The following is a 26,233-nucleotide window of genomic DNA, read 5'->3' as shown; positions in this document are numbered from 1 at the left end:
CTTGGATTGGCGAGGCATGAAAACTCCTTTGGTGGAATGTTATGCCTTGCACACAAAATTTCTGACAGGCTCAAATACTCCGGATATTCCTGCGGCTCCACCGGCAATCCACGCATTGTCCACAGGCTTATCCGATGCGCCGCGCACAGGCCGGCGCTAGCATGGAGAACTAGCTTGAGGAGTTCCATGTCCGCCCAATCTTCTTCCCTGGACGACCCGTTCCTGCGCGACAGCCAGGTTGCGAAACTGCGCATTCCGCCGCATTCGATCGAGGCGGAATCCAGCGTGCTCGGCGGCCTGCTGCTCGACAACGGTGCCTGGGACCGCGTGGGCGATCTGCTGGTGGACAGCGACTTCTACCGCTACGAGCACCGCCTGGTCTACGCCGCCATCGGCGGCCTGGTGAACGCCACCAAGCCCGCCGACGTCATCACGGTCTACGAACAACTGCAGAGCATCGGCAAGGCCGAGGAGGTGGGCGGGCTCGCCTACCTGAACGCGCTCGCGCAGTACGTGCCGAGCGCCAGCAACATTCGCCGCTACGCCGAGATCGTGCGCGAACGCTCCATCCTGCGCAAGCTGGTCAGCGCCAGCGACGAGATCGCCACCAACGCCTTCAACCCGCAGGGCCGCCCGGTGGACAAGATTCTCGACGAGGCCGAGCAGAAGATCTTCAACATCGGTGAGGAAGGCTCGCGCATGAAGCAGGGCTTCCAGGCGATGAATTCCCTGGTCGTGTCGCTGCTCGACCGCGTGCAGGAGATGGCCGACAACCCCAACGACATCACCGGCGTGCCCACCGGCTTCGTCGACCTGGACCGCATGACCTCGGGCTTGCAGGCCGGCGACATGGTGGTGCTGGCGGCACGACCCTCGATGGGCAAAACGGCCTTCGCCATCAACATCGCCGAACACGTGGCGCTGCACGAAGGCCTGCCCGTGGCGATCTTCTCGATGGAAATGGGCGCATCCCAACTGGCGGTGCGCATCGTGGGCTCCATTGGGCGCATCGACCAGGGGCACCTGCGCACCGGCAAGCTCACCGACGAGGAGTGGCCGCGCCTGACCGAGGCCATCGAGCGGCTGCGCAACATCTCGCTGCACATCGACGAGACCCCCGGCCTCACGCCGAGCGAGTTGCGGGCCAACGCGCGCCGGCTGGCGCGCCAGTGCGGCAAGCTCGGGCTGATCGTGGTGGACTATCTGCAGCTCATGAGCGGCTCGGCCAGCTCCGAGGGCGAGAACCGCGCCACCGAGTTGGGCGAGATCTCGCGCGGCCTGAAGATGCTGGCCAAGGAGTTGCAGTGCCCGGTGATCGCGCTGTCGCAGCTCAACCGCAGCGTGGAAACGCGCACCGACAAGCGGCCCATGATGAGCGACCTGCGTGAGTCCGGCGCCATCGAGCAGGACGCGGACATCATCATGTTCATCTACCGCGACGACTATTACAACAAGGACAGCAAGACGCCCAACCAGGCCGAGGTCATCATCGGCAAGCAGCGCAACGGGCCCACGGGCACGGTGAACCTGTATTTCCACAAGACGCAGACGCGGTTCGAGAGCCTGGCCTTGGGCGGGGGCGGCGATCTCTGATCCCGGATGCTATTGAAAAAATAGCTGGCATCGCAGGTGGATAAAGCGCTAGGGGCCAATTTGGCTTGAAGTTTTCAGTGGCGCAGCACCCATGCCAGCAGCCCTGCGGCCACCACGCCCAGCACTGCCGTTGCACGCAGCAGCAGCCGCGTGCGCACGCGCAGCACCTCGATGGCCTGCACCACCTGGGCGTTCTGCTCGGCCAGCGTGGCGATCAGTTCGGCGGACTGGCGCTGCTCGGCCTCCAGGCGCTGCACGTGGCGTTGCAACTGGCGCAGCGCCGTCTCGGCATCGCCCGCGGGGGCGAGCGTCTCCGGCAGGCCATCGCCATCCGACGCCGTGCTGGCCTTCCGGGTGGAACGGAACAGGTTGCGCGCGGCCTTGACGACATGGGGTGTGGCTTCGATCACCTCGCCCCACGGGATCATCTTGAGCGCGCTGAGCCAGCCGATGGCCATGTGCGCCGCTCCTACAGGACTTCGCTGGCGAAATCGGCCAGCCGCGAGCGTTCGCCGCGTGCGAGCGTGATATGCCCGCTGTGCGGCCAGCCCTTGAACTTGTCCACGGCGAAGGTCAGGCCCGACGAGCCTTCCGTGAGGTAGGGCGTGTCGATCTGCGCCAGGTTGCCCATGCAGATGATCTTGGTGCCCGGGCCCGCGCGCGTGACTAGCGTCTTCATCTGCTTGGGCGTGAGGTTCTGCGCCTCGTCGATGATGACGTACTTGTTCAAGAAGGTGCGCCCCCGCATGAAGTTCATGCTCTTGATCTTGATGCGGCTGCGGATCAGCTCGTTGGTGGCCGCGCGGCCCCATTCGCCGGCGCCGCCGCCGTCGCCCTTTGCCAGGAATTCGAGGTTGTCGTCCAGAGCGCCCATCCATGGGCCCATCTTTTCTTCCTCGGTGCCGGGCAGGAAGCCGATGTCTTCGCCCACGCTCACGGTGGCGCGGGTCATGATGATCTCGGTGTAGCGCCTGTCGTCGAGCACCTGCGTCAGGCCCGAGGCCAGCGCCATCAGCGTCTTGCCGGTGCCCGCCGTGCCGGTGAGGGTGACGAAGTCGATCTCCGGGTCCATCAGCAGGTTCATGGCGAAGTTCTGCTCGCGGTTGCGCGCGGTCACGCCCCACACGGCGTTTTTGCCCGAGCCGTAGTCTTTCAACGTGCGCAGCACGGCGGTCTTGTCGCGAATCTCGGTCACGCGGGCATAGAGGCTGGGCTCGCCCGGCGCCTCGAAGTAGACGAACTGGTTGATGTACAGGCTGGGTACGATGGGCCCGCTCACGCGGTAGAAGGTGTGGCCGCCGCTCTGCCAGCTTTCCACCGTCTTGCCATGCTTGGCCCAGAAGTCCGCCGGCAGCGCCAGCGCGCCGGAATACAGCAGGTCGCCATCTTCCAGCGTCTTGTCGTTCTGGTAGTCCTCGGCGATCAGGCCCAGCGCGCGGGCCTTCACGCGCATGTTGATGTCCTTCGACACCAGCACCACTTCGCGCGTGGCCTGGCGCGCATCGCCGCCCTGCGGGATGTACTGCTGGCGCAGCGCTGCCACCACGCCGAGGATCTGGTTGTCGGCCTTGCCTTGAGGCAGGCTGCTGGGCAGCGCGTAGTCGAGCGGACTGGTCTGCAGGAACAGCTTGCCGCCGGCCTCGCGGTGGCCCGTGCCGTCGAGCTTCAGGCCGGCGGCTATGTCGGTGCCTTGCGCGGCCAGCGCGTCGAGCGTGCGGCTGGCCTGGCGGCCATTGCGCGCGACCTCGGTCGTGCCTTTCTTGTGGCCGTCCAGTTCCTCCAGCACGATCATGGGCAGCAGGATGTCGTGCTCCTCGAAGCGGAACAGGCTCATCGGGTCGTGCAGCAGCACGTTGGTATCGAGCACGAAAAGCTTGGCGGGCCCCGTGCTCGCCTTGGTGCGGCGCGGGCGCGCATTGCCCGCAGGCCTGCTCGCGGCGGCTGGGGCGGGCTCCGCCGCCACGGACTGCGGCGCGTCGTCCTTGCGCAGCAGGGGCACGACCTTGCTGCGCGCGACGGCTGGCGGGGCCGCCGGCGCGGCGATCACATTGCGGGCGGTAGTGCTGTCATCGGTGGGGGGGGAGGATGGGCGGGATGCCTGCGCGGTAGGCTGGGCGGCGGGCCCGTAGTCGCAAGGGGAGAGAAGGGATGCGCGCTTGGAGGGTAGGGGGGGCAGGGGCATAAGGCAGGAGGCTCCCGAAAAAAGGGTCAGGAAACGAAAAAGCCGCCAGGTCGCCCGGGCGGCTTTTCTGCTAACAGCGTTGCGAATTCCAACTGCATGCGGCCATTATGCATGAGCCCCGGCACGGCCGAAGACTGACTCTGACTGCTCTGCTGCGGTGCGGCGCCGGCTGCACGCAGTTTCAGGCTGTTTGTTGCGTGGCGTTGCGCGTGGGCAGCGTTGCCAGCACGATACCCACGAGGGCCACCGCGAATGCGGCCATCTGCGCCCCCGACAGGCTTTCGCCCAGCGCCACTACGCCGACCAGGGCGGCGGAGATCGGCAGCATCACCGTGAAGACACCGCTCTGCGCAGCGGGCACGGAGCGCAGGCCCGTCATCCACAGCCACACGGTCCATACGCTGGCCGCCAGGGCATAGAAGACAAGCAGGCCCCATACGCCGCCGTGCACCGAACGGAAGTCGAACCAGGTTGCCAGGTACAGCCCCATGGGTGTCATGAGCGCGAAACCCCACAGGTTGATGAGCGCGGCGATGCGCTTGGGCGACAGCGCGCCGGTCAACTGCTTGCCGATGACGGCGTAGGACGCCTCGCAGAGCACCGCGCCGACCAGCAACAGGTTGCCCAGCCAGGCATGGCCGGGTGTCGAGGACAGCGCCGCCCCGCCATGGCCCGCTGGATGCTTCACCAGCGAGAGCAGGGCAATGCCCGCCACGGCGCACGCGGCGCCCAGCCAGACGCGCAGGGCGATGCGCTCGCGCAGGAAGATCCAGCTCATCACCGCCACCGCTGCGGGAATGGCCGACATGATGACGCCCGCGGACACCGCGCTGGTCATGCTCACGCCCAGCAGCATGCAGATGGTGAACAGGAAGTTGCCGAGGAACGACTCGAGGAAGAGCAGGCGCCGCGTGCGGAGCGCCAGCGGTGCCTCGGCTGCCGGCTTCTTCAGCCACCGCGCCATCGCGATGCCGCCGATGCCGAAGCGCAGCCAGGCCAGCAGAAAAACCGGCAGGGCGGCGGCAAGGGGCTTGGAGAGGGCCACGTAGCCGCCCACGAGCGCCATGCTCAGGGCGAGGCAGCCGTAGGCGACGGTGCGACTCGGAGGGTTCACTAGACTGGGCTTCTTCTACGACGAAAGGCCGCACATCATGCCTGATACGACGACGCTCTTGCGCGCGCCGCAGCGCCATGTGTTCGTCTATGGCACGCTGCGCCGGGGACAGTGCAACGACATCACCTTGCTGCGGCCGGCGCCGCGCCATATCGGCATGGCGAGAGTGCCGGGCCGGCTGTACCACCTGGGTGCCTATCCCGGCCTGGTGTTGGATGCGGGCACGCCTTCGGGGAACTGGGTCGTTGGCGAGGTGTATGCCATTGCGCCGGTACTGGAGCCGCAGCTCGATGTGATCGAGGGCATCCTGCCGTGCCCGAACGGGGAGTACGCGAAACGGTCTGTGGCGGTGCTGGTGGATGCAGAGCGGATCGACTGCCTGGTGTACGAAGTCAATCCGGGCTTCTATGACGAGGCGCGCCGCATCGAGCGCGGCGATTGGCTGCATGGCGCGCCGTTTTTTCACGAGACGCGCTGATGTTTTCTTATTATGGAATGCAGGCATGCTGCGCTGCGGCAAATTTTCTCAATACGAGAAATAGAATTCCATATTGAGATAATTACTTTATAAGTAATTGATTTATATATAAAAAATATCTTGTCTTTTATAAGACATAAGATGTATTGCCATGGTGGGTGAAACCTAAGATTGGAGCCATGGAAACGGGGCATACAGCCACCGGCCACCCTCTCTTCACACTACCTATGGAGTTACGTATGCCACAGAACATCACTGAACAACTGAGCCGTGAACAACAGGCCGCAGCACTGGAAAAGGACTGGGCCACCAACCCGCGCTGGAAAGACGTCAAGCGCGGCTACAGCGCCGCCGACGTGGTGCGCCTGCGCGGTTCGTTCCCCATTGCCTACACGCTGGCGCAGCGCGGGGCCGAGAAACTGTGGGGCAAGATCAACGGTGGGGCGAAGAAAGGCTATGTGAACGCCTTCGGCGCCATCTCTGCCGGCCAGGCCATGCAGCAGGCCAAGGCGGGGCTGGAGGCGGTGTACCTGTCGGGCTGGCAGGTGGCCGCCGACGGCAATACGTCGGAAACCATGTATCCCGACCAGTCGCTCTACGCCTACGACTCGGTGCCGACCATGGTGCGGCGCATCAACAACACCTTCAAGCGTGCCGATGAAATCCAGTGGGGCCGTGGCATCAATCCCGGCGACAAGGAATTTATCGACTATTTCCTGCCCATCGTGGCCGATGCCGAAGCTGGCTTCGGAGGCGTGCTCAACGCTTTCGAGCTGATGAAGAACATGATCGCCGCCGGCGCTGCGGGCGTGCACTTCGAAGACCAACTCGCCGCCGTGAAGAAGTGCGGCCACATGGGCGGCAAGGTGCTCGTGCCCACGCAGGAGGCGGTGGAAAAGCTGATCGCCGCGCGCTTCGCCGCCGACGTGCTGGGCGTGCCCACCATCGTGCTGGCGCGCACCGATGCCGAAGCTGCCAACCTCATCACATCCGACCACGACGCCAATGACAAGCCGTTCCTGACCGGCGAGCGCACGCAAGAAGGCTTCTACCGCGTGAAGAACGGGTTGGAGCAGGCCATCAGCCGTGGCGTGGCCTATGCGCCCTATGCCGATCTGGTGTGGTGCGAAACCGGCACGCCCGACCTGGGCTTTGCACGCGAGTTTGCGCAGGCCGTACATGCCGCCTCGCCCGGCAAGCTGCTGAGCTACAACTGCTCGCCTTCGTTCAACTGGAAGAAGAACCTCGACGACAGGACCATCGCCGCGTTCCAGGACGAACTCTCGGCGCTGGGCTACAAGTACCAGTTCATCACGCTCGCGGGCATCCACATCAACTGGTTCAACACCTTCCAGTTCGCCCACGCATACGCCCGCGGCGAAGGCATGAAGCACTACGTCAACATGGTGCAAGAGCCCGAATTTGCCGCTCGCGAAAAGGGTTACACCTTTGTGTCGCACCAGCAGGAAGTGGGCGCAGGCTACTTCGACGACGTGACCACCGTGATCCAGGGCGGTTCGTCCTCCGTGAAGGCCCTGACAGGCTCTACCGAAGAAGAGCAGTTCCACTGATCTGCTTCTGAAAGCACCTGAAAAGGTGCTTTCCCATCAAGCCATCTGATGCTGCGGTGTCAGGTGGCTTTTTGTTTTCTGAGTAATGGCGGTGACGAACGGGGTCTATACAAGTTGAAGTTGCCATTCTCGAACTACCTGGCCCCTGAGAACCTCGGGTAGCTGTCTGAGCTTCAGCAACAGCGTGGCAATGTCTTCGTCCTCACAGTAGAGGTATGCCAGCGGCACATTCAAGGCATCGGCAATCAGTCTGGCAGTCTTGACTGGTGGCTCATGCGTGCCCAACTCATACCGGCTGATCCTCGCGCGGCTTGACGACTCATCAATGCCGATCAGCACACCCACCTTCTCCTGAGACCACCCAAGCTCTTCGCGTCGAGCGCGCATACGGCGACCGACAACGTTGTTGACTTGGACAGACTCGAACCCCATGTCACGAGTCTCGTGACGTGGCGATAATCTGTCGTCACGTTAAACGTGACATTCAGGAATCTGCATGAACTCGAAAACCAACTCAAGGGAGGAGCATGTCACTCGCACTGTCACTGGCAACCCTGTTCGGCAAGCCCGCTGCCGAAAGGTTGATCCAGGCATTGGGAACCCGCAAAGACGGATCCAAACGCCTTGAACAGGCCGCCACAGCCCTGGCCAGCGGAGCCACTGCCATAGAAGCCCTGAAGCAGGCATTCGGCAAGGACTTTCTGGCCACCGTCAACGAGGTAGTGGGCACATCCAAGGCTGCCTTCACCTATGAGGCGGGTACCCAGCATTACATCCGTCAGGACGCCGCTGGCCTGCCCCCTGCACAGGTCTTACGGGATGAACTGAACGTCAATCTGGACCGCCTGACCCTGTTGGGAGTGAAAGGTAAAGACCTCAAGAACCAAGCCCTGGGTGTGGTGGCTGTATGGGGCAAACGGTGTCTTGATCTGCATGGCGACACCCACAAGGAGGACATCGCATCTACCTTGAAAGCCATGAATGACCTGCTGACAGGTGATTCACGCAACTTCCGGCAAATCTATGAACTGCTGTCCACCACTGGCCTGGGTGGTGTGGGTGCTTTGATGGTCATTGCAGGCGTCCTGGTGGCCACTGGAACCGGCGTCGGTATTGCCACAGCCATTTCCACATTCGTATTCGGCATCCCCTGGGTCACGGTGGGAGCCTTGGTGCTTCCCGGCGCGCTACTGGTCGTGATGGCCGCCAAGAAAGCACGTCCTGTGGATGACGTTTCTCTGTCCGTCGCGCTGGCTTACAAGCTGCTTGAGCGATTGGAAAAGCCCTGATTTCTTCAACTGATTTTTAAAGGAGGTAATTCGATGAGTGTTCGTTTCATCAGTATGTTGGCTGGAGCTGCTTTGATTGCTGGCTGTGCATCAATGGGTCAGGATTTCAATATGTCTGACGTCGATGCATTTAAACCGGGTGTCACCACTTTTAGTGATGCAAAAGAAAAGCTGGGTAAACCGTACAGCGAATCCGTAGATACGTTTGGACGAAAGACGGTCATTTGGGTTTCTTCGCAAGGAGGATTGACAAAGGTCAAGAGCAAGGGGGTTTCCATCATTTTCGATAGAAACGAGAAAATGCAGTCCGTTGTTCACAAAAGTTCGACTGAGGCGAATTGATGGGAAAAATTACTGGAAAATTTCTAATCCTAGCTACAGCAGCGATTTTGACGGCTTGTGGTCAAGAGTCAGCGATTCAGAAAGCCGTCAGGGGAAGTCTCAAAGATCCCGAGTCTGCCAAGTTTGGCGAGCATGCTGTCTTGAATGATAAGTTTGCATGCATAACTGTCAATGCAAAAAACAGCATGGGCGGTTACACAGGAAATCAGCAAGCCCTGCTTGCTAAAAAAGATGGAGAGTGGATCGTTGCAGAAATCGATCAAATGGGATTTGATGAATGTAAAAGACTCATGAATCGATTGAATGAAGAGCTATCGAAAAAAGAGAAGTAACCTGATATTCCATAAAAGTGGCGCCCTCGGAGAAATCCCAGGGCGCTTTTCTTTTGCCCAACCAATTTCAACCAGAAAGGAGTTCTGCCTATGGAGATTTTCAAAACCGCTGAATCCATCCAATCCGCCGCCACCCATCACCCCAATGCCGAGTTACGACATTTGCTGTCAGCCAGGATCGAATCCCTGTCCGATCTGCTGGATGAATTCCCCTTATCTGGCCTGATGCACGTCATCGTCATGGAAACGGGGGACACAGCCCAAAGCTTGGAAGCTGCCTTGTCGTTGCCCATTTTCACGAATGGGCTGGGCCTTGATATGAGCGATCCAGCTTTTGTGCCCAGTTGGGAAATCTGCGAAGCCCATGCCCATTGGTACGAAATCACCTTCGTCCTGTCCAGCGATGGATTCGGCGTGGTGGTTTATGTGCCCAAACCCTGCACCGATGCCACCTTGCTGACCCTGTGTGAACGCTTCGCAGAAACCCCTGTCACCACCGCCCCAGCCATGGAGAAGCCGCATGCCACATAGACCCCGAAACCCGCCATCCGTGGCACCCCTGCAAACCGCCCATTGAGGCGGTTTTTTATTGCCCAGATCAACCCAAGTCCAGAAAGGAAACCTATTTGACCCGCACCCCACCCATTGATCCTGTCGTGGCCTCAATGGTCAAGCGCCTGCCTGAACACCTGCAAGAGCTGTGGCTGGAAAGGGCCGCCATCCGCTAGTACGACGGTGGTCAAAGCCGGGATCTGGCCGACGCCATGGCCTTGCTTGATGTTGTCCGCATTCACCCCCAGGAAGCCTTGACCTGCTGGATCTGACCGGTGAAGGCCCTCCACTGCCATTGCGCAAAACCCAGCACCTTATGTGAAAGGGCTCAAGCCTGAGCCTGCCATCCCGTTCAACCCCTCCTGAAAGGACGCCCATGTCTGACCTTGCAACACCCCTTGATCCTGTGAATGCAGTGGCCGAATCCGAAAGTACGGAAACGCCCGAAGTCCTAGATACCTCCGAACCCCAGGAAGAAGCACTGCCCATCATCGAATGCCTCTGTACGGCTGAATGCACCTCCGTATCGGGCCGATCCACATTGACCTACGCCATAGGTCGTCACCCGGACCAATCCCTGCACCTGCGCATCGTCTCCAACTCTGGCGGCGGCATGTTCTGCGGGGATTGGGCTGCTGGTGCTCGGATTGATGCCCTTGTGGCTGGTGGTCAAGAACTCACATCCCGCAGCTTCCATGCCTTGCACCCCGGCAAATCCATCAACACCGGGGGTTTTGTCATGTCGGCCTTGCGTGACTTGGGTCTGATCCGCCTGAACCCCCAAAACTCTCGCCATCACGCGCATGTGGAAGGCATGAACTTCACCCAAGTGGCTTTGGCTGCATTCGGCAAGGCATCGACAGCAGACGCCCATGGTTCCAAGTCCCACACAGGCCGAAAGCCCCGGCTTCCACGTCCCTTGCCGAAAGGGCGTGATTGAAACCCCAGGTCATCCACATCCTTGCTGGCCTCATGGCTGCTGGCGTGCTGGGCCTGATGTTCTCGAACACCCGCATGGTGGGTGTGGCCTGTACCGCCTTGCTTTGTTACCTGTTTCCCATCGTCGCACTGATCCTGGCCTTGCTGGGATTGCTGGTGCTCTTCTTTCTCCACCGTCGCAAAACCCGAAAGGATTTCCCATGACCTACACAGACAGCCTCTCTCTGGCCACCCAACGCGCCCTGGACTGGGATGACCTGCCTCAAGACCTGTTGCCCCTGGTGATCGTGTCTGAAGCTGCTCACCTCAGCGCCCTGGATTCCGATGCCTTGGGCTGCACACACCTGCACTGAACCCAACCCCGGCCATGTCCAGTAGCTTTTCCTGCACCCATCCTTGATGGTTTGCGGAAGGTGAGTGGGGATGGTTGGGGTGGTGGCCCATCTTTTTTTGCGATGGCTTTCAGTGATGAAGGGGTAACGGCTGGGTGAATTCATGGGGCACGCAGGCAGGCCCGGAGGCTAGGGCCGGGGAGGGGCAGGCAGGCCCCGGAGGGGTGCGGCCCCGTTGCAGACGTGGCGGATGTTGCGGCCACCCGGGGAGGGGGTGGGGCCGGACGGCGGCGGGCTGGTTCTTGACCGAGATTTGCAGATTTACAACACATGATCAAAAAAATTTTCGGTCACGCATCTTGCTCTTGATTTTGGGTTTTTGGAGCAACCCTCAAGCTCCGGGCATCAGAGTTATGGCACATAAACCTGGATGCAATTTCTGCATAAGGCGTGAGTGCTTTCGTTCACGCTGAAAAATGAACAGGTTTAAATGCCTTTGGCTTGGATGAAATCGGCGGTACTGATTTAAATGCTGTGGCTAGGGATTTTCCTGGGTTACTGCTTTATATATTTATATTCATTGGATGTGTGCGGCGGACAAAATCGGCAGGGCGAGGAATCATGAATTTTGCGTCGGGTGGATTTGCTTGGGGAGAGGTGAATATGCAGAATTCAATCTGGTTAGACGAACGTAATCGTCTAAACCAAGGTTGGCCAACCTGCTCTTCCTCGTTCTTTGAAAATCAGAAAGGATAGTTATGTCGAAAAAATCTTTGGCCAAATCTGCCTCCGATGATCTGGAAGATTTCCTCGATCTCAGCCCGCCAGCGCCCTGGATGTCTCCTGTAACGGGTGAAGTGTTGTTGGATGCGCTGCATGAAACCATACGAACTTACGTGATCGCTGATGATTGCTATGTGACGGCCATGGTGCTTTGGATCACCCACACCTACAGTTTTCGGCAATTTCATTACTCGCCCCTGTTGCTGATCAATGCTCCCGAGCGGGCCTGTGGCAAGTCAGTGGCGTTGGAATTGATTGCTCGCCTGGCGCATCGCTCATTTGAGACGGCCAACATCACGGTGGCGGCTCTGTTTCGGATCATTCATCTGTATGGTCCCACGGTGCTGATCGATGAAGCTGACACCTTTCTGGAAAGCAATCCAGAAATGGCCGGTATCTTGAACAAGGGGTATGAGCATCGTGGTGTGGTGGTGCGGGTGGAAACGATTGGGGATCGCTTGCAGCCTGTGCCTTACCGTGTGTTTGGTCCCAAAGCCATTGCCGGTATCGCCATGGAACGTCGCTTGGCAGATGCCACATTGAGCCGCTGTGTTCGGGTCCAAATGCGGCGAAAGGTCCAAGGTGAGACTGTGCAGCGCTTGCGTTCTGCCGATCGAGGGCTGTTTGCCACCTTGCGTTCACAGATCCATCGTTTTGTTGCGGATCAGCAGCAAAGCTTGCGAGAGGGACACACCGACATGCCCAGCGAGTTGAGTGATCGGGAGCAAGACAACTGGGAGCCTTTGTTTGCCGTAGCCCGTTGTGCAGGGCCTCGTTGGCTGGCGAAAGCGCGTGAAGCGGCCTTGTCCATTAAGGGATCAACCGAAGAACCGCAGTCCATGAGCAATAACCTGTTGGCAGACATACGGGAAGTGTTGGCATCGTATCGAGATCGGTACATCCCCTCGGCCAAGCTGCTTGAGTTGCTGTTCAAGGATTCCGAAATGGGGTGGGACAGTTACAACCGGGGTTTTCCTTTGACCGCACGTCAATTGGCCAAGAACCTCAGTTCATATGGCATTCGTTCCAAGACGGTTCGTATGCGCGATGCTTCGACACCCAAGGGGTATGAGGTGCGCGAATTTGAGGAGGTGTTCAAGCGCTACCTTGGCGTTCCGAGTGCATCAGTGGATGCACGTAAGGAGGGTACCGTCCCTGCGGCCCCTGCGGCCCCTGCGGCCCCTGCGGCCCCTGCGGTTGCGGTGGCTCAAGCCAGTTCGACGCCGATTGCCCGATCTGCCCCGGTGCCCTACGAATTTCCAGACGTGGATTTCTGAGTTGTTTGTCCCCTGACCTGCAAAGCCGTTGCATGTAGGGCGGCTTTTCCGATACCGGGCATGGCCTTACCCAAAAGGCCCGCTGCCCGCGTGCTTTTCTGCACACCCAAACCTCCACAGGTTTGGAATCCGTGCGCCTTTCATCCATCCATGCCCTGCGCCTTGTGCGCCGGACGTTCATCAACCATCACCCAAGGAGGTTCACATGCCCGTTGTCTCACTCAGCGCCCAGTTCGTAAAAGAGGCGGTCTGTCCACCCGAGAAAGGGAAGGTGGACTACTACGACTCATCCATCAAAGGCTTCATCCTGGAGGTCAGACCCTCCGGTGGCAAGACATTTCACCTTCGCTATCGGGACGCCCACGGCAAGCTGCGCCAACACAAGATTGGGGACGCCGATGCCATCAGCCACGACAAGGCCCGAAAGAAGGCTCAGTACCTGCGATCCGAGGTTGAACTTGGCGGCAATCCCCAGGAAGACCGCAAGGCTCTGCGTCAGGTGCCCACCCTGGCCGAGTTTGTCCGCGACACCTACATCCCCCACATCCACCTGCACAGAAGGAATTTCCAATCGACCATCAGTTTTCTGAACCATCACATCCTGCCGCGTTTCGGATCCAAGCACTTGGACGAAATCACGACCGTCATGCTCACCGAGGCCCACCTCGATTTGCGTGCCAAGGGTTATGCGCTCGCCCAAGCGAATAAGCTGCCCGTCCTGTTCAAAATCATGTTCAACCTTGCCAAGAAGAAGGAGATTCCGGGATCTCAGTCCAACCCGGCCAATGGCGTGGTGCTTTTCCACCCGAACAACGCCAAGGAACGTTACCTCACGGCTGCGGAAACCCAACGGCTTTATGAAGCCCTGGACCAAAGCGAGAACACCCAGCTCAAGCACATCGTGTCCCTGTTGCTGATGTTCGGATGCCGCAAGCGGGAGCTGCTGGATGCCCAGTGGGAACACTTCGATCTGGAGCGGCGCAACTGGCGCATCCCCATGTCCAAGAATGGCAAGGCCCGCAACATTCCCATTTCTGCCAGAGCCCTGGAGGTGTTGAACAGCCTGCCACGCTGGAAGGGATGTCCGTATGTGATCCCGAACCCGGAGACACAGAAGCCCTATGGCAATCTGTACCACCCCTGGGACAAGGTTCGCAAGCAGGTCGGTCTGGATGACTTGAGGATGCATGACTTGCGCCACACCTTTGCCAGCAACTTGGTGAACTCGGGTCAGTCCATCTATGTGGTCAGCAAGCTGTTGGGACACTCTCAGATCAAGACCACCACCCGTTACAGCCATTTGGCCGATGAAACTTTGTTCTCGGCGGTGGATGTAGCAGCCAGGGTGGTGGACGCAAGCTGGCAGGCTCCCGGAGCAGCCCAAGCCTGACTAAAATTTAAGCAGGTCCAAAACTCTCCCATCCCGCCATCCAACGCCCACTTCGGTGGGTTGGGTGGATGGTGGGGGGTGAATGGACATCTCAATCGAGGGAAAGCGCACAACGGTTTGTCAGTTTGAAAAGGCATACCGTGACCGAGTGGGGCATGCGTGGGTGGTCCAGGAAAAGACACCCGGAAAACGCAAAAATCCGTTAAAAATCTTGCACTTACGGTATCGGCTGACTGTACAACACCTTCGAGTTCGCCCACGCCTACGCACGCGGCGAAGGCATGAAGCACTACGTGAACATGGTGCAGGAACCCGAGTTCGCAGCACGCGAGAAGGGCTACACATTCGTGTCGCACCAGCAGGAAGTGGGCGCAGGCTATTTCGACGATGTGACGACCGTGATCCAGGGCGGTTCTTCGAGCGTGAAGGCCCTGACCGGTTCCACGGAAGAAGATCAGTTCCACTGAACTGGGTCGGCACTGCCGGCAAAGGCGCCCGGGCCGCGGGGGTAAAATACCGCCTCCACGGCAATCTCAACGAGGGCGAGAAAGGCAGTCTGGTTATGACACCGCGAACGTCTACAACGGCTTTTGCCACTGGCCTTTGAGGCCCGCCGTTCGCGCCTGCTCGAATCCTTTTTTCGGCACTCCCCCATAGAAAGCGCGGACACCAGCCCGCGCTTTTTTCATGGGCGCGTTCCTTGAATTTTTCGATGCAATCCATGATCCAGATTACGCTTCCCGACGGCTCCCGCCGCGACTTCGCCCAGTCGGTCACCGTGGCCGAAGTGGCCCGCTCCATCGGCCCCGGCCTGGCCAAGAACACCGTGGCCGGCAAGATCGATGGCCGGCTGGTGGACGCCAGCGATGTGATCGACCACGATGCACGGCTGCAGATCATCACGCCCCGGGACGAAGAGGGGCTGGAGATCATCCGCCACTCGTGCGCCCACCTGGTGGGGCATGCGGTCAAGCAGTTATATCCCACGGCGCGCATGGTCATCGGCCCGGTGATCGAGGATGGCTTCTATTACGACATCGCCTACGAGCGCCCCTTCACGCCTGAGGACGTGGCTGCCATCGAGCGACGCATGCACGAGTTGATTGCGCAGGACTATGACGTCATCAAGAAGATGACTCCGCGTGCCGAGGTCATCAAGGTTTTCCAGCAGCGTAACGAAGACTACAAGCTGCGCCTGATCGACGACATGCCCGACGAAACCGCCATGGGCCTGTACTACCACCAGGAGTACGTGGACATGTGCCGCGGCCCGCACGTGCCGAACACCCGCTTCCTGAAGGTGTTCAAGCTGACCAAGCTGGCCGGGGCCTATTGGCGCGGCGATGCGAAGAACGAGCAGCTCCAGCGCATCTACGGGACGGCCTGGGCCGACAAGAAGGACCTCGACGCCTACATCCAGCGCATCGAGGAGGCCGAAAAGCGCGACCACCGCAAGTTGGGGAAGGAGCTCGACTTGTTCCACATCGACGACGTGGCGCCCGGCGTGGTGTTCTGGCACCCGAAAGGCTGGGCCATCTGGCAGGCGGTGGAGCAGTACATGCGCGGCGTGTACCGCGCCACGGGCTACCAGGAAGTGAAAGGGCCGCAACTCCTGGACAAGAGCCTGTGGGAGAAAACCGGCCACTGGCAGAACTACCGAGAGAACATGTTTACCACGGAGTCGGAAAAGCGCGAGTACGCGCTCAAGCCAATGAACTGCCCGGGCCATGTGCTGATCTTCAAGAGCGACCTGCGCAGCTACCGCGACCTGCCGCTGCGCTATGGCGAGTTCGGCCAGTGCCACCGCAACGAGCCCAGCGGCGGCCTGCACGGCATCATGCGCGTGCGCGGCTTCACGCAGGACGACGGCCACATCTTCTGCACCGAGGACCAGATCCTCGACGAATGCGTGGCCTACACCGCGCAGTTGCAGAAGGTATATGCCGATTTCGGTTTCACCGACATCATCTACAAGGTGGCGACGCGGCCCGAAAGTCGCGTGGGCTCCGATGCGCTGTGGGACAAGGCCGAGCACGCCTGTTTCGAGGCGCTGCGCCGCTCGGGCGTGGAGTTCATCATCTCGCCGGGCGACGGTGCCTTCTACGGCCCCAAGATCGAGTACACGCTCAAGGACGCCCTGGGCCGCCAATGGCAGTGCGGCACCATCCAAGTGGACTTCAACATGGGCGAGCGGCTGGGGGCGGAATACGTGACCGAAAGCAGCGGGCGCGCCCACCCCGTGATGCTGCACCGGGCCATCGTCGGCAGCCTGGAGCGTTTCATCGGCATGCTCATCGAACACCACGCCGGCGCCATGCCCGCATGGCTCGCGCCGGTGCAGGTGGCGGTGCTCAACATTACCGACGCACAGGCCGAGTATGCGCAAACCGTTGCCAAAACGCTGCAAAATCAAGGGTTTAGGGCAGAGCTCGATCTGCACAACGAGAAGATTACGTATAAAATACGCAAGCATTCGCTGCAAAAGCTGCCTTACATCCTCGTCGTGGGCGACAAGGAGCGGGACGCAGGTGCCGTAGCAGTTCGCGCCCGAGGCAACAAGGATCTCGGTGTCATGTCGGTCGATGCGTTCGCTGCGCAGGTTTCGCAAGACATCGCTTCCAAGGTTTGATATGAAAAGGCCGCCCGGGCTTGCTGGCTGGGCGGCTTTAGCTACTTTTTATGTAGCAATTGACATGAAGGATTTGCACCATCGCTACTGAATTTCGTGACCGCCGTCAGCGGGAGGAACGCAAGCATCGTCTGAACCGGGAAATCATGGCGCCGGAGGTTCGCCTCTCCGGGCCGGAAAATGAACCGCTGGGTATCGTGAGCTTGGCCGATGCATTGCGCATGGCCGGGGAGCTTGATGTCGATCTCGTGGAGATCGCCGCAACCGCCAATCCCCCCGTCTGCCGTCTGATGGACTACGGCAAGTTCAAGTACCAGGAACAGAAGAAGGCGGCGGAGGCTAAGGCCAAGCAGAAGGTCATCGAGGTCAAGGAAATCAAGTTCCGCCCCGGTACCGACGACGGCGACTACAACATCAAGATGCGCAACATCCGCCGCTTCCTGGAAGACGGTGACAAGTGCAAGATCACGCTGCGTTTCCGTGGCCGTGAAATCACCCACCAGGATCTGGGCATGGCACTGCTGCAGCGCATTCGCGATGAACTGGGCGACCTGATCGTCGTGGAGCAGTTTCCCAAGTTGGAAGGGCGGCAGATGATCATGATGATCGCGCCGGGTAAGCGCAAGCCGTCTTCTGCGAAGCCTGCGGCGGAAGCTGCAGCATAGGTTTTCGGGTGCCGCGTCGGCGTGGAGCCGGTGCGTGCACCGGAAATAGGTGCCTGCTTCGGCAGGTGCCGTCCGGCAGTCTTGTGCTGTCGATCAAAAGTGGCTCGGGGCCGACAAGTCTGCGGAAAGGTCTGCAGCGCCTCGCGAGCACGCAAAAAGGAGCATTCACATGCCCAAAATGAAGACCAAGAGCAGCGCGAAAAAGCGCTTCCGTGTTCGTCCCGGTGGCACCGTCAAGCGCGGGCAAGCCTTCAAGCGTCACATCCTGACCAAGAAGACCACCAAGAACAAGCGCCACCTGCGCGGTGCAGTCAGCGTGCATGAGACCAACATGGGTCACATCGCGCAAATGCTGCCGCTGGCCGGCCTGTAACTCAACCGACGAACAAGGAGTACTCACATGCCTCGCGTCAAACGTGGTGTAACGGCTCGCGCCCGTCACAAGAAGGTTCTGGCTCTGGCCAAGGGTTTCCGCGGCCGCCGCGGCAACGTCTTCCGCATCGCCAAGCAGGCGGTGATGAAGGCCGGGCAATATGCCTACCGTGACCGTCGTGCCAAGAAGCGCGTCTTCCGCCAACTGTGGATCGCGCGTATCAACGCTGCCGCGCGTGAACTGGGTCTGACCTACAGCCAGTTCGCCAACGGCCTGAAGAAGGCTGCCATCGAGATCGACCGCAAGATGCTGGCCGACCTCGCCGTGCATGACAAGGCTGCCTTCGGCAGCATCGTGGAGCAGGTCAAGGCCCGGCTGGCTGCTTGATTTTTCACGATGACAGCTATCGTTCTGATAGCTGCCAGCGCAACAGAAACAAGGGCTAGGGCTTGATAAGGCACTAGCCCTTTGTCATTTGACAAGAGAATCTATGAACGAGTTGGATGGATTGGTCGATAGCGCCCGGCAGCGTTTCGCACAGGCCGCGACGCCTGCGGACCTTGAGAACGCGAAGGCCCAGTTCCTGGGCAAATCGGGCCGCATCACAGAGTTGATGAAGGGCTTGGCCGCGCTCGGCGTGGACGAGAAGAAAGCGCGCGGTGCCGTGATCAACCAGGCCAAGCAGGCTATCGAGGCCGCGCTGACCGCCCGCCGCCAGGAACTGGCCGAGGCCGAATTGCAGGCCCATCTGAAGGCCGAGGCGCTCGATGTGACCCTGCCGGGCCGCCAGCGCGGCATCGGCGGCCTGCACCCCGTATCGCTGACGCTGGAGCGCATCGAGGCGATCTTCGGCTCCATGGGGTTCGAGGTCGCGCAGGGGCCTGAGATCGAGTCCGACTGGTTCAACTTCACGGCGCTCAACACGCCGGAAGACCATCCAGCCCGGTCCATGCACGACACCTTCTATGTGGAAGGCGGCCCGGTCAACGCGCCCAACCTGCTGCGCACCCACACCAGCCCGATGCAGATCCGCCACGCTGTGCAGCACGTCAAGAAGCACCGCGCGGCGCTGGATGCTGGCCGGGCCATGCCTGAAATCCGCGTCATCGCGCCCGGGCGCACCTACCGCGTGGACAGCGATGCCACCCACTCGCCCATGTTCCACCAGTGCGAGGGCTTGTGGATCGGCGAGAACGTGAGCTTCAAGGACTTGAAGGTGGTGTTCACCGACTTCTGCCGTACCTTCTTCGAAAGCGACGACCTGGTGCTGCGCTTTCGCCCCAGTTTTTTCCCCTTCACCGAGCCCAGTGCGGAAGTGGACATCCAGTTCCAGCGCGGCCCGCTGGCAGGCCGCTGGCTCGAAGTGGCCGGTTCGGGTGAAGTGCATCCGAACGTGGTGCGCAACATGGGCCTCGACCCCGAACGCTACATCGGCTTTGCCTTCGGCATGGGCCCCGACCGGCTCACGATGCTGCGCTACGGCGTCAACGATCTGCGGCTTTTCTTCGACGGCGACATCCGCTTTCTTTCCCAGTTCCAGTAAACGCCTGCGGGGCCGCGCCGCCGGCCTGCCGCCGCTGTTGAATAGAGACATCTCACATGCAATTCCCTGAATCCTGGTTGCGCGAGTTCTGCAACCCGCCGCTCACGACCGTCGAACTGGCCGAGGCCCTGACCATGGCCGGGCTGGAGGTGGAGGAACTGCGGCCCGTGGCGCCGCCGTTCAGCAAGATCGTGGTCGGCGAGATCAAAGAGGCGGTGCAGCATCCGAACGCCGACCGCCTGCGCGTCTGCCAGGTGGACGCGGGCGGCGGTGCGCTGCTGACCATCGTGTGCGGCGCGCCGAACGCGCGGCCCGGCATCAAGGTGCCCTGCGCGCTCGTGGGGGCGGAACTGCCCCCGGGCGAAGACGGCAAGCCGTTCCAGATCAAGGTCGGCAAACTGCGGGGCGTGGAGAGCTTTGGCATGCTCTGCTCCGCGCGTGAACTGGGGGTGTCCGAGGACCATGGCGGCCTGCTCGAGTTGTCCGCCGATGCGCCGGTGGGGCAGGATGTACGCGGCTACCTGCAATTGGATGACACCCTGTTCACGCTCAAGCTCACGCCCAACCTGGCACATGCCCTGAGCGTCTACGGCGTCGCCCGTGAAGTGTCGGCCTTGACCGGGGCGCCGTTGCATGTGCCCACGTTTCCGGCGGTGGCGCCCGTGCATGACGCGCGGCTGCCCGTCGGCGTTCAGGCCACTGACCTGTGCGGACGGTTTTCTGGACGCATCATCCGTGGCGTGAATCCGCAGGCAATGACGCCGCAATGGATGGTCGATCGGTTGGCGCGCTGCGGGCAGCGCAGCGTGTCGGCGCTGGTCGATATCTCCAACTACGTGATGTTCGAACTGGGCCGCCCGTCGCACATCTTCGACCTGGACAAGATCCATGGCGGCCTGGAGGTACGCTGGGCGCATGCGGGCGAGCAACTCAAGCTGCTCAACGGCAGCACGATCACGCTCGACGGAAAAGTGGGCGTGATCGCGGATAGCAAGCAGGTCGAGTCGCTGGCCGGCATCATGGGCGGCGACGCCACCGCCGTGTCCGACGCCACGCGCAACATCTACGTGGAAGCCGCATTCTGGTGGCCCAAGGCCATCGCGGGGCGTTCGCGCCGCTACAACTTCGCCACCGATGCGGGGCATCGCTTCGAGCGCGGCGTGGACCCTGGGCAGAACGTGGAGCACATCGAGCGCCTGACGCGGCTGATCGTCGATATCTGCGGCGGCGCGCCCGGCCCGGTGGACGACCTGCAGCCCCATATGCCGGTCGCCAAGCCGGTGACGCTGCGTGTAGCGCGCGCCGCCAAGATCATCGGCATGCCGCTGACCCAGGCGCAGTGCGCTGGCGCGCTGCGCCGGCTGGGGCTGGTGGTGCAGGAGAGTGAAGGCGCCGTGACGGTCACGCCGCCCTCATACCGCTTCGACCTCGTGATCGAGGAAGACCTGGTCGAGGAAGTCGCCCGGATGGTGGGCTACAACAACCTGCCGACGACCCCGCCGCTGGCGCCCATTACGGCCAAGATCCGGCGTGAAGAGGAACGCAGCCCGTTCGCCGTGCGGCGCGCGCTGGCCGCGCTGGGCTACCAGGAGACGATCAACTTCAGCTTCGTGGAGCAGCGCTGGGAAAACGAGTTGGCCGGTAATGCCGTGCCGATCCGCCTGCTGAACCCGATTGCAAGCCAAATGAGCGTCATGCGCTCGTCCTTGCTGGGCTCCTTGCTACAAGTTTTGAAGTTCAACCTGGACCGCAAGGCATCGCGCGTGCGCGTGTTCGAGGTGGGGCGCGTGTTCCTGCGCGATCCGTCGGTGGCCAGCAGCGACACCACCGTGGAAGGCTTCCACCAACCCATGCGCGTGGCGGGCATGGCATGCGGCAGCGCCGATGCGCTGCAATGGGGCGTCAAGGAGCGGGCCGTGGACTTTTTCGACGCCAAGGGTGACGTCGAGGCGCTGCTGGCACCTGCCAAGGCCGTGTTCGAGCCTGCCGAGCATCCGACCATGCATCCCGGCCGTTGCGCGCGCGTGCTGCTCGACGGCCAGGCCATCGGCTACGTGGGTGAACTACACCCGCGCTGGCGGCAGGCGTACGACCTGCCCGCGGCTGCGCCCGTGATGTTCGAGCTGGAACTCGATGCGGTGCTGCAGCGGCGCGTGGCGCAGGTGCGCCCGGTGGCCAAGTTCCAGCCGGTGGAGCGCGACCTTGCCATTCTCGTGCACGAGAGCACAACGCATGACCAGGTGATGGCGTCAGTCCACCGCGCACTGCCGGCAACGCTGCTGCGCTCTGCCGTGCTGTTTGACGTGTACCGCCCTTCGCCAGCCGGCATGGCAGTTGCTTCTGCGGCAGAATTATCCGCTGCGGCGAAAAAGAGTCTGGCCGTGCGGCTGGTATTGAATGGTGACGACGCTCCGTTGTCGGACGACCAGATCGAAGCAGCCATTCAGGCTGTGGTGGCCGGGCTGGCACAAGACGTGGGTGCGCGCTTGCGCGGTTATCAATGAGGCAGCGGAGAGGGACACAACACTATGGAAATCACTGTCGAAAGCCTGGAAACGCCGGCGCTGACCAAGGCCCAGTTGGCCGATCTGTTGTTCGAGCAGATCGGCCTGAACAAGCGTGAATCCAAGGACATGGTCGATGCGTTCTTCACGCTGATCTCCGACAGACTGGTCGAAGGCCGGGACGTGAAGATATCGGGCTTCGGCAATTTCCAGATCCGCACCAAGGCGCCGCGCCCCGGGCGCAACCCGCGCACGGGCGAACTAATCCCCATCCAGGCGCGCCGTGTCGTCACTTTCCATGCGAGCACCAAGCTCAAGGAACAGATACAGGGGCACGCCGAGGCTGCCGCAGACACGGCGGACGGCGCCTTGGGTGCCCAATAGTTCACGCAAACCGGACTAGCCGCACCGTGCCGTCTGCGATACGCTAAACGACTTCGCCGCGCGCCACCCGAGTGCCATGGGAAAACTCCTGCCATCCATCCCCGCCAAACGCTATTTCACCATCGGTGAAGTGGCGGAGCTGTGCGGCGTCAAGCCGCACGTGCTGCGCTACTGGGAGCAGGAATTTACCCAACTGCGGCCCATGAAGCGCCGCGGCAACCGGCGCTACTACCAGCACCACGAAGTGCTGATGATCCGGCGCATTCGCGACCTGCTGTACGACCAGGGCTTCACGATCAGCGGCGCGCGCAACAAGCTGCAGGAACTGGCGCATGGGGATCACGGCATCCATGGATACGCCGGGCACCTCCTGGATTTCCCGGATTCGGAAGGAGGCGCCGACCCAATGGTCGCAGGCTATGCCACGGAGGACAGCGCCTTCGGCGATCCGGTCGCCTCTTCGGCCGCGTGGAGCGATGCCGGCCCCGAACATGAGATCGCGCACATGCGCAGGGAACTGGTTGAAATCCGTGAGTTGCTGTCGGCGCCCTCTGCAACCACGCTATAATGCTAGGCTTGTCGGCGTGTAGCGCAGCCTGGTAGCGCACTTGCATGGGGTGCAAGGGGTCGCGAGTTCGAATCCCGCCACGCCGACCATTCATCGATTTGAATTCAACGGGTTATGGCAGAAATGCCGTAGCCCGTTTTTCTTGTGCGCCCAGCATGGGCGCACACCTGCGAATTTGATCGCTGCTGCTCGGGTGGGACTGGCTCCAGACCCGTTCCACCAGACCAGCGGCGCCGGTGCTCCACCAAACGGCGCTTCAATTCCCGCTCGCTTGGGCCATCATCGACGCATGATCACACCACGACTCTCAGGCAGACGGGCGCGCGCACGTGGGTTCACGCTGATCGAGCTCATGGTCACGCTTGCCATCGCAGCGGTGCTCGCCGTGCTGGCCGCGCCGTCGATCCGGGACTTCCTCATCCGCAACCAGATGGCGAACATCAGCAACGAGTTCGCCGGCAGCATCATGCGCGCCCGCAACGAGGCCGCCAGCAAGAACACCTGCGTCTCGATGTGCATGAGCGCGACGGCGGGTGGCAGCGCAACGCCATCGTGCAAAACCACGGGCGATCCGGATTGGCAGCAGGGCTGGATTTTGTTTCTCAATGAAGCCTGCGATTCGAGCGTGACGACACCGGCTTTGGACGACATCATTGCCGCCCGGAATTCCAGCGGATCGCAATACACCCTGATGGCGAGCACTGGCAGCACTCCCCCAAAGAAATTGATGTTCACACCCAGCGGGCGGCTGAATGCATTGGCCGGTGCCAATATGTTTGTGTTGGATATCAATGGCGCCGATTCGGATACGTCGTTCAAATATGGCTCGAACATATGCCTCGACAAAATGGGGCGCACCAGAATCATTCCATATTCACAGAATAGTTGTTCTTGAATCGCAGAGGCGGCATATGCGAAATGCAAAAATAAAATCCATGCCCGCGTCCAGGGGCATGACGCTGATGGAGATTCTGATCGCCATCGTCATCCTGTCGATCGGCCTGCTGGGCATCGCCGGCCTGCAGGCAGCGACGGCGAAGTACAAGATCAACACCTGGTCGCGCTCCGCCGCGTCGGGGCTGGTGTCCGACATCGCGGAGCGCATCCGCATCAACCCCGACGGCATCGCAGGCAACTACAACAACGGCGTGGACGACAGCGGCGCCTCGGCTTACAAGCTCACCGCCAACTGGGCCACGCAGCAGGCCGACGACGTGCAGGGCACCTGGGCCGCTGCCAAGCAGTGCGAGGCCGCGGGCATTGCATGCACCGTGGACGAGCGCGCCGCCTACGACCTGGCTGTGTGGAGAAAGCAGGTGCGCGACAGCATTCCCCAGGGGGCGGCCCAGATTGCCGGCGGCAAGCACGACGGGGTTCGCGTCACCCTCATGTGGTACGACAAGGATTTCCTCAAAGCCGACTCGGACGGCAAGTTCACCGAGCTGGACCAATCCCCCGTCTGCGCGGACGACAGCACCGGCATGAAGGCGCAAAGCTGCTGCCCCCAGGCCACCGCCGCGCCGGACGGCGTGCGCTGCGCCAATTTCGTGTTCATCCCATGAAAAAGGCCGCCATGCGCAAGAGCGCCTCAACAACCCCCAGGGTCGCCGCGCGCGGCCTGTCGCTGATCGAACTGCTGGTGGCGATGGCGATTTCGCTGGTGATCGTCATCGCGGCGGCCTACGTGTACCTCGGCACGCGCGAGGCGCACCGCGCGCTCGACCGCGCCAGCACCAGCATGGAAACCGGGACTTTCGCGCTGCAACTGCTCGGGCGCGAAATCGAAAACGCCGGCTTCTACCCGGCGATCGTGCCGCCCAATGCGCCGGACGAAACCCAGAAGCTGATGTACGACACCTATCCGCCGCTGCCCAACACCACCCCTCCCTCGGGTACGGACTGGGCTGCGCCGGCGGCGGTCTACCAGACTGCCATTTACGGGTGCAGCGGCGGGCGCTTCGACCCCAAGACCGCCACCTGCCCCGTGCCGGACGAGAGCAAGCCCGATTCCATCGTGCTGAACCATTTCTCCAGCGATTCGATGGGCAATGTCCTGGGGCAGCATGCGGATTGCGAGGGCGGCGACCCGGCCTCCAAGGACGGGAATATGCAGCGGAGCTGGAATACAGGCGATCCGCCGTCCAGTTATGACAACACGTTGCCGCCCGGCCTGCCCATATTCGTGTCGAACCGCTACGGGCTCGATGACGTAACCACCACCATCGTCGACGGGGTTGCCATCCAGACCAACAGCCTGGTGTGCAGCGGCAATGCCAATGGCTATTTTGGGGCAGTAGCGATATACCAGCCCCTGTTGGCGGGCGTTATCGATTTGCGGTTCAAATACGGTATATACGATTCGGAAACGACGCTCGCGCCCACCCAGTTCTACGCGGCCAGCGACATGGCCGCTTTGCCGAACTTGACGGTGAACGGTGTTGTCCTCACTCCCTGGGCGCGTGTCACCGCAGTCAGGGTGTGCATGCTGACGCGCACATTGGGCGGCAACACCCGCCTGCCCGACGATGCTGCCGCCAAGCAGCAGTATCTGGACTGCGACGACACGGCCCACGACCAGCCGAAGGGCGACACCATCCGCCGCCACGTGCAGGTGTTCGGTGTGCGCAACGCCTTGCGCAACTCCTACTGAAGCGGGGCGAGCAATGATGATCCAACAACCACCCGTGCATACCCGTTCACCGCGTCGGCAGGGCGGCGTGGCCCTGATTGTCGTGCTGCTGTTCCTCGTTGCCATCGTCGGCGTGACGGTATGGACGGTCCGCCAGTCCATGCTCTCCGAAGGCATGGCGCGCAACCAGTTGGACCAGGAGGTGGCCCGCCAGGCGGCGGAGGCCGCGCTGCGCGACGCGGAGCGCGACATCCGCCTCGGCACCCCGCCGCCCGGCGTCGCATGCACCCGGCCCGCAGCCTATCGCAACAACGCCAAGCTCATCATGCCGGCATTCGCCGCCGACTGCGCGCAGGGCCTGTGCTACAAGGCCGACGACGCCTACAAGACCGTATCGTGGGACTCGGCCAGTTCCGACGCCAGCTTGGCCGAACCCTGGTGGCCGACGGGCAAGAACGGGCAGTGGAACGACGATGCCGCCTCCAAGCCCCCCAGCGGAAGCTGCGCCTTCACGGGCGCGGTTCCACTCGGCACGTACACGGGCATCAAGCCCCTGCCTAGCGTATCGAAGCAGCCCGAATACCTGATCGAGGTGTTCAAGCGCAAGGACGTGCGCATCAACGCCGCCGAGTCCATGGTGACCTCCACGGGCGAGAACGCCAGCCAATGGTCCACGATGTACCGCATCACCGCGCGTGGATTCGGTTACTCACAAATGACGCAGGTCGTTTTGCAAAGCATTTTCTTTCCCTGACAGGAAGAAC

At 61.4% G+C, this 26,233-nt stretch carries 29 protein-coding genes, 1 tRNA gene and 1 pseudogene; 26 read left to right on the top strand and 5 right to left on the bottom strand.

What is annotated here, in order from left to right; translation table 11 throughout:
- The coding region (locus PY257_RS00475) for a hypothetical protein (protein ID WP_275737663.1) at window positions 1-188 on the bottom strand (188 nt) is incomplete at its 3' end.
- On the opposite strand from PY257_RS00475, the gene dnaB reads away from it, so the two are divergent.
- The gene (gene dnaB / locus PY257_RS00470; protein WP_275737661.1) at window positions 187-1,593 is read left to right on the top strand and encodes a replicative DNA helicase; all 1,407 of its coding nucleotides are present in this window, start codon (window positions 187-189) and stop codon (window positions 1,591-1,593) included. The two genes, PY257_RS00475 and dnaB, sit on opposite strands and share 2 nt — an antisense overlap.
- Window positions 1,594-1,667: 74 nt before the next feature.
- On the opposite strand, the gene PY257_RS00465 is transcribed toward dnaB, so the two are convergent.
- The 3 genes from PY257_RS00465 to PY257_RS00455 all read right to left on the bottom strand — a co-directional run bounded on the left by PY257_RS00465 (window position 1,668) and on the right by PY257_RS00455 (window position 4,889).
- Window positions 1,668-2,051 carry a hypothetical protein gene (locus tag PY257_RS00465; RefSeq protein ID WP_275737659.1) on the bottom strand — a complete coding sequence of 128 codons (384 nt, stop codon included), beginning with the start codon at window positions 2,049-2,051 and terminating at the stop codon, window positions 1,668-1,670.
- A gap of 11 nt (window positions 2,052-2,062) precedes the next feature.
- A complete protein-coding gene (locus PY257_RS00460) occupies window positions 2,063-3,775 on the bottom strand; it encodes a PhoH family protein (protein ID WP_275737657.1) in 1,713 nt (570 codons plus the stop codon).
- A 181-nt stretch (window positions 3,776-3,956) separates the two neighbouring features.
- The gene (locus PY257_RS00455) at window positions 3,957-4,889 is read right to left on the bottom strand and encodes a DMT family transporter (protein WP_472924716.1); all 933 of its coding nucleotides are present in this window, start codon (window positions 4,887-4,889) and stop codon (window positions 3,957-3,959) included.
- Between the two features lie 37 nt (window positions 4,890-4,926).
- On the opposite strand from PY257_RS00455, the gene PY257_RS00450 reads away from it, so the two are divergent.
- Both PY257_RS00450 and aceA read left to right on the top strand, forming a co-directional pair.
- Complete coding sequence (locus PY257_RS00450) at window positions 4,927-5,367, top strand: gamma-glutamylcyclotransferase family protein (protein WP_275737655.1); 441 nt, start codon at window positions 4,927-4,929, stop codon at window positions 5,365-5,367.
- Between the two features lie 239 nt (window positions 5,368-5,606).
- Window positions 5,607-6,938: an isocitrate lyase gene (aceA, locus tag PY257_RS00445; RefSeq protein WP_275737653.1), complete on the top strand. Its 1,332-nt coding sequence runs from the start codon at window positions 5,607-5,609 to the stop codon at window positions 6,936-6,938.
- Between the two features lie 105 nt (window positions 6,939-7,043).
- On the opposite strand, the gene PY257_RS00440 is transcribed toward aceA, so the two are convergent.
- Window positions 7,044-7,370 carry a helix-turn-helix domain-containing protein gene (locus PY257_RS00440; protein WP_196995675.1) on the bottom strand — a complete coding sequence of 109 codons (327 nt, stop codon included), beginning with the start codon at window positions 7,368-7,370 and terminating at the stop codon, window positions 7,044-7,046.
- Window positions 7,371-7,465: 95 nt separating this feature from the next.
- Between PY257_RS00440 and PY257_RS00435 the strand changes: the two genes are divergently transcribed.
- The 23 genes and pseudogenes from PY257_RS00435 (at window position 7,466) to PY257_RS00325 (ending at window position 26,223) form a co-directional block, all read left to right on the top strand.
- Window positions 7,466-8,227 (top strand): hypothetical protein, encoded by a 762-nt coding sequence (locus tag PY257_RS00435; RefSeq protein WP_196995674.1) that lies wholly within the window; start codon window positions 7,466-7,468, stop codon window positions 8,225-8,227.
- Window positions 8,228-8,260: 33 nt separating this feature from the next.
- The gene (locus PY257_RS00430) at window positions 8,261-8,569 is read left to right on the top strand and encodes a hypothetical protein (RefSeq protein ID WP_196995673.1); all 309 of its coding nucleotides are present in this window, start codon (window positions 8,261-8,263) and stop codon (window positions 8,567-8,569) included.
- The gene (locus PY257_RS00425; protein ID WP_275737648.1) at window positions 8,569-8,901 is read left to right on the top strand and encodes a hypothetical protein; all 333 of its coding nucleotides are present in this window, start codon (window positions 8,569-8,571) and stop codon (window positions 8,899-8,901) included. The genes PY257_RS00430 and PY257_RS00425 overlap by 1 nt, the downstream gene beginning before the upstream one ends.
- Before the next feature lie 90 nt (window positions 8,902-8,991).
- A complete protein-coding gene (locus PY257_RS00420; RefSeq protein WP_275737646.1) occupies window positions 8,992-9,432 on the top strand; it encodes a hypothetical protein in 441 nt (146 codons plus the stop codon).
- Between the two features lie 397 nt (window positions 9,433-9,829).
- A complete protein-coding gene (locus PY257_RS00415) occupies window positions 9,830-10,393 on the top strand; it encodes a hypothetical protein (RefSeq protein WP_196995670.1) in 564 nt (187 codons plus the stop codon).
- Window positions 10,390-10,596: a hypothetical protein gene (locus tag PY257_RS00410; RefSeq protein ID WP_044399176.1), complete on the top strand. Its 207-nt coding sequence runs from the start codon at window positions 10,390-10,392 to the stop codon at window positions 10,594-10,596. The genes PY257_RS00415 and PY257_RS00410 overlap by 4 nt, the downstream gene beginning before the upstream one ends.
- A complete protein-coding gene (locus tag PY257_RS00405) occupies window positions 10,593-10,745 on the top strand; it encodes a hypothetical protein (RefSeq protein WP_196995669.1) in 153 nt (50 codons plus the stop codon). The genes PY257_RS00410 and PY257_RS00405 overlap by 4 nt, the downstream gene beginning before the upstream one ends.
- 737 nt (window positions 10,746-11,482) lie before the next feature.
- Window positions 11,483-12,784, top strand: a complete 1,302-nt coding sequence (locus PY257_RS00400; RefSeq protein ID WP_196995668.1) for a DUF3631 domain-containing protein — start codon at window positions 11,483-11,485, stop codon at window positions 12,782-12,784.
- Window positions 12,785-12,989: 205 nt separating this feature from the next.
- Entirely contained in the window at window positions 12,990-14,174 is a 1,185-nt protein-coding gene (locus tag PY257_RS00395) for a tyrosine-type recombinase/integrase (protein ID WP_196995667.1), read from the top strand.
- Window positions 14,175-14,410: 236 nt separating this feature from the next.
- Window positions 14,411-14,641: pseudogene (locus tag PY257_RS00390) on the top strand (isocitrate lyase); the annotation flags it as partial.
- A 254-nt stretch (window positions 14,642-14,895) separates the two neighbouring features.
- Complete coding sequence (thrS, locus tag PY257_RS00385; protein WP_275737639.1) at window positions 14,896-16,803, top strand: threonine--tRNA ligase; 1,908 nt, start codon at window positions 14,896-14,898, stop codon at window positions 16,801-16,803.
- Between the two features lie 71 nt (window positions 16,804-16,874).
- Window positions 16,875-17,468, top strand: a complete 594-nt coding sequence (infC, locus tag PY257_RS00380) for a translation initiation factor IF-3 (protein ID WP_275737667.1) — start codon at window positions 16,875-16,877, stop codon at window positions 17,466-17,468.
- A gap of 169 nt (window positions 17,469-17,637) precedes the next feature.
- Window positions 17,638-17,841, top strand: a complete 204-nt coding sequence (rpmI, locus tag PY257_RS00375; protein ID WP_275737637.1) for a 50S ribosomal protein L35 — start codon at window positions 17,638-17,640, stop codon at window positions 17,839-17,841.
- A gap of 27 nt (window positions 17,842-17,868) precedes the next feature.
- Window positions 17,869-18,228: a 50S ribosomal protein L20 gene (gene rplT, locus PY257_RS00370; RefSeq protein ID WP_275737635.1), complete on the top strand. Its 360-nt coding sequence runs from the start codon at window positions 17,869-17,871 to the stop codon at window positions 18,226-18,228.
- Window positions 18,229-18,331: 103 nt separating this feature from the next.
- Window positions 18,332-19,384 (top strand): phenylalanine--tRNA ligase subunit alpha, encoded by a 1,053-nt coding sequence (gene pheS, locus PY257_RS00365; RefSeq protein WP_275737632.1) that lies wholly within the window; start codon window positions 18,332-18,334, stop codon window positions 19,382-19,384.
- A gap of 56 nt (window positions 19,385-19,440) precedes the next feature.
- Window positions 19,441-21,888 carry a phenylalanine--tRNA ligase subunit beta gene (gene pheT, locus PY257_RS00360; RefSeq protein WP_275737630.1) on the top strand — a complete coding sequence of 816 codons (2,448 nt, stop codon included), beginning with the start codon at window positions 19,441-19,443 and terminating at the stop codon, window positions 21,886-21,888.
- Between the two features lie 24 nt (window positions 21,889-21,912).
- Window positions 21,913-22,272: an integration host factor subunit alpha gene (locus tag PY257_RS00355; protein ID WP_275737628.1), complete on the top strand. Its 360-nt coding sequence runs from the start codon at window positions 21,913-21,915 to the stop codon at window positions 22,270-22,272.
- Between the two features lie 76 nt (window positions 22,273-22,348).
- Entirely contained in the window at window positions 22,349-22,840 is a 492-nt protein-coding gene (locus PY257_RS00350; RefSeq protein ID WP_275737626.1) for a MerR family transcriptional regulator, read from the top strand.
- A 12-nt stretch (window positions 22,841-22,852) separates the two neighbouring features.
- A tRNA-Pro gene (locus tag PY257_RS00345) sits at window positions 22,853-22,929 on the top strand.
- Window positions 22,930-23,129: 200 nt separating this feature from the next.
- A complete protein-coding gene (locus tag PY257_RS00340) occupies window positions 23,130-23,735 on the top strand; it encodes a GspH/FimT family pseudopilin (protein WP_419095632.1) in 606 nt (201 codons plus the stop codon).
- Window positions 23,736-23,775: 40 nt separating this feature from the next.
- Entirely contained in the window at window positions 23,776-24,402 is a 627-nt protein-coding gene (pilV, locus tag PY257_RS00335; RefSeq protein WP_275737622.1) for a type IV pilus modification protein PilV, read from the top strand.
- Complete coding sequence (locus PY257_RS00330) at window positions 24,399-25,490, top strand: PilW family protein (protein ID WP_275737620.1); 1,092 nt, start codon at window positions 24,399-24,401, stop codon at window positions 25,488-25,490. Before pilV ends, PY257_RS00330 begins: the two co-directional genes overlap by 4 nt.
- Window positions 25,491-25,524: 34 nt before the next feature.
- Window positions 25,525-26,223, top strand: coding sequence for a pilus assembly PilX family protein (locus PY257_RS00325; protein WP_275737617.1), 699 nt, complete (start codon window positions 25,525-25,527; stop codon window positions 26,221-26,223).
- Window positions 26,224-26,233: the final 10 nt, after the last annotated feature.

Origin of the sequence: Curvibacter soli, from assembly GCF_029211125.1 — a bacterium.
In the GTDB taxonomy this organism is placed as follows: Bacteria; Pseudomonadota; Gammaproteobacteria; order Burkholderiales; family Burkholderiaceae_C; genus Curvibacter_A; species Curvibacter_A soli.
This window is presented reverse-complemented; position numbering and strand designations above follow the sequence as displayed.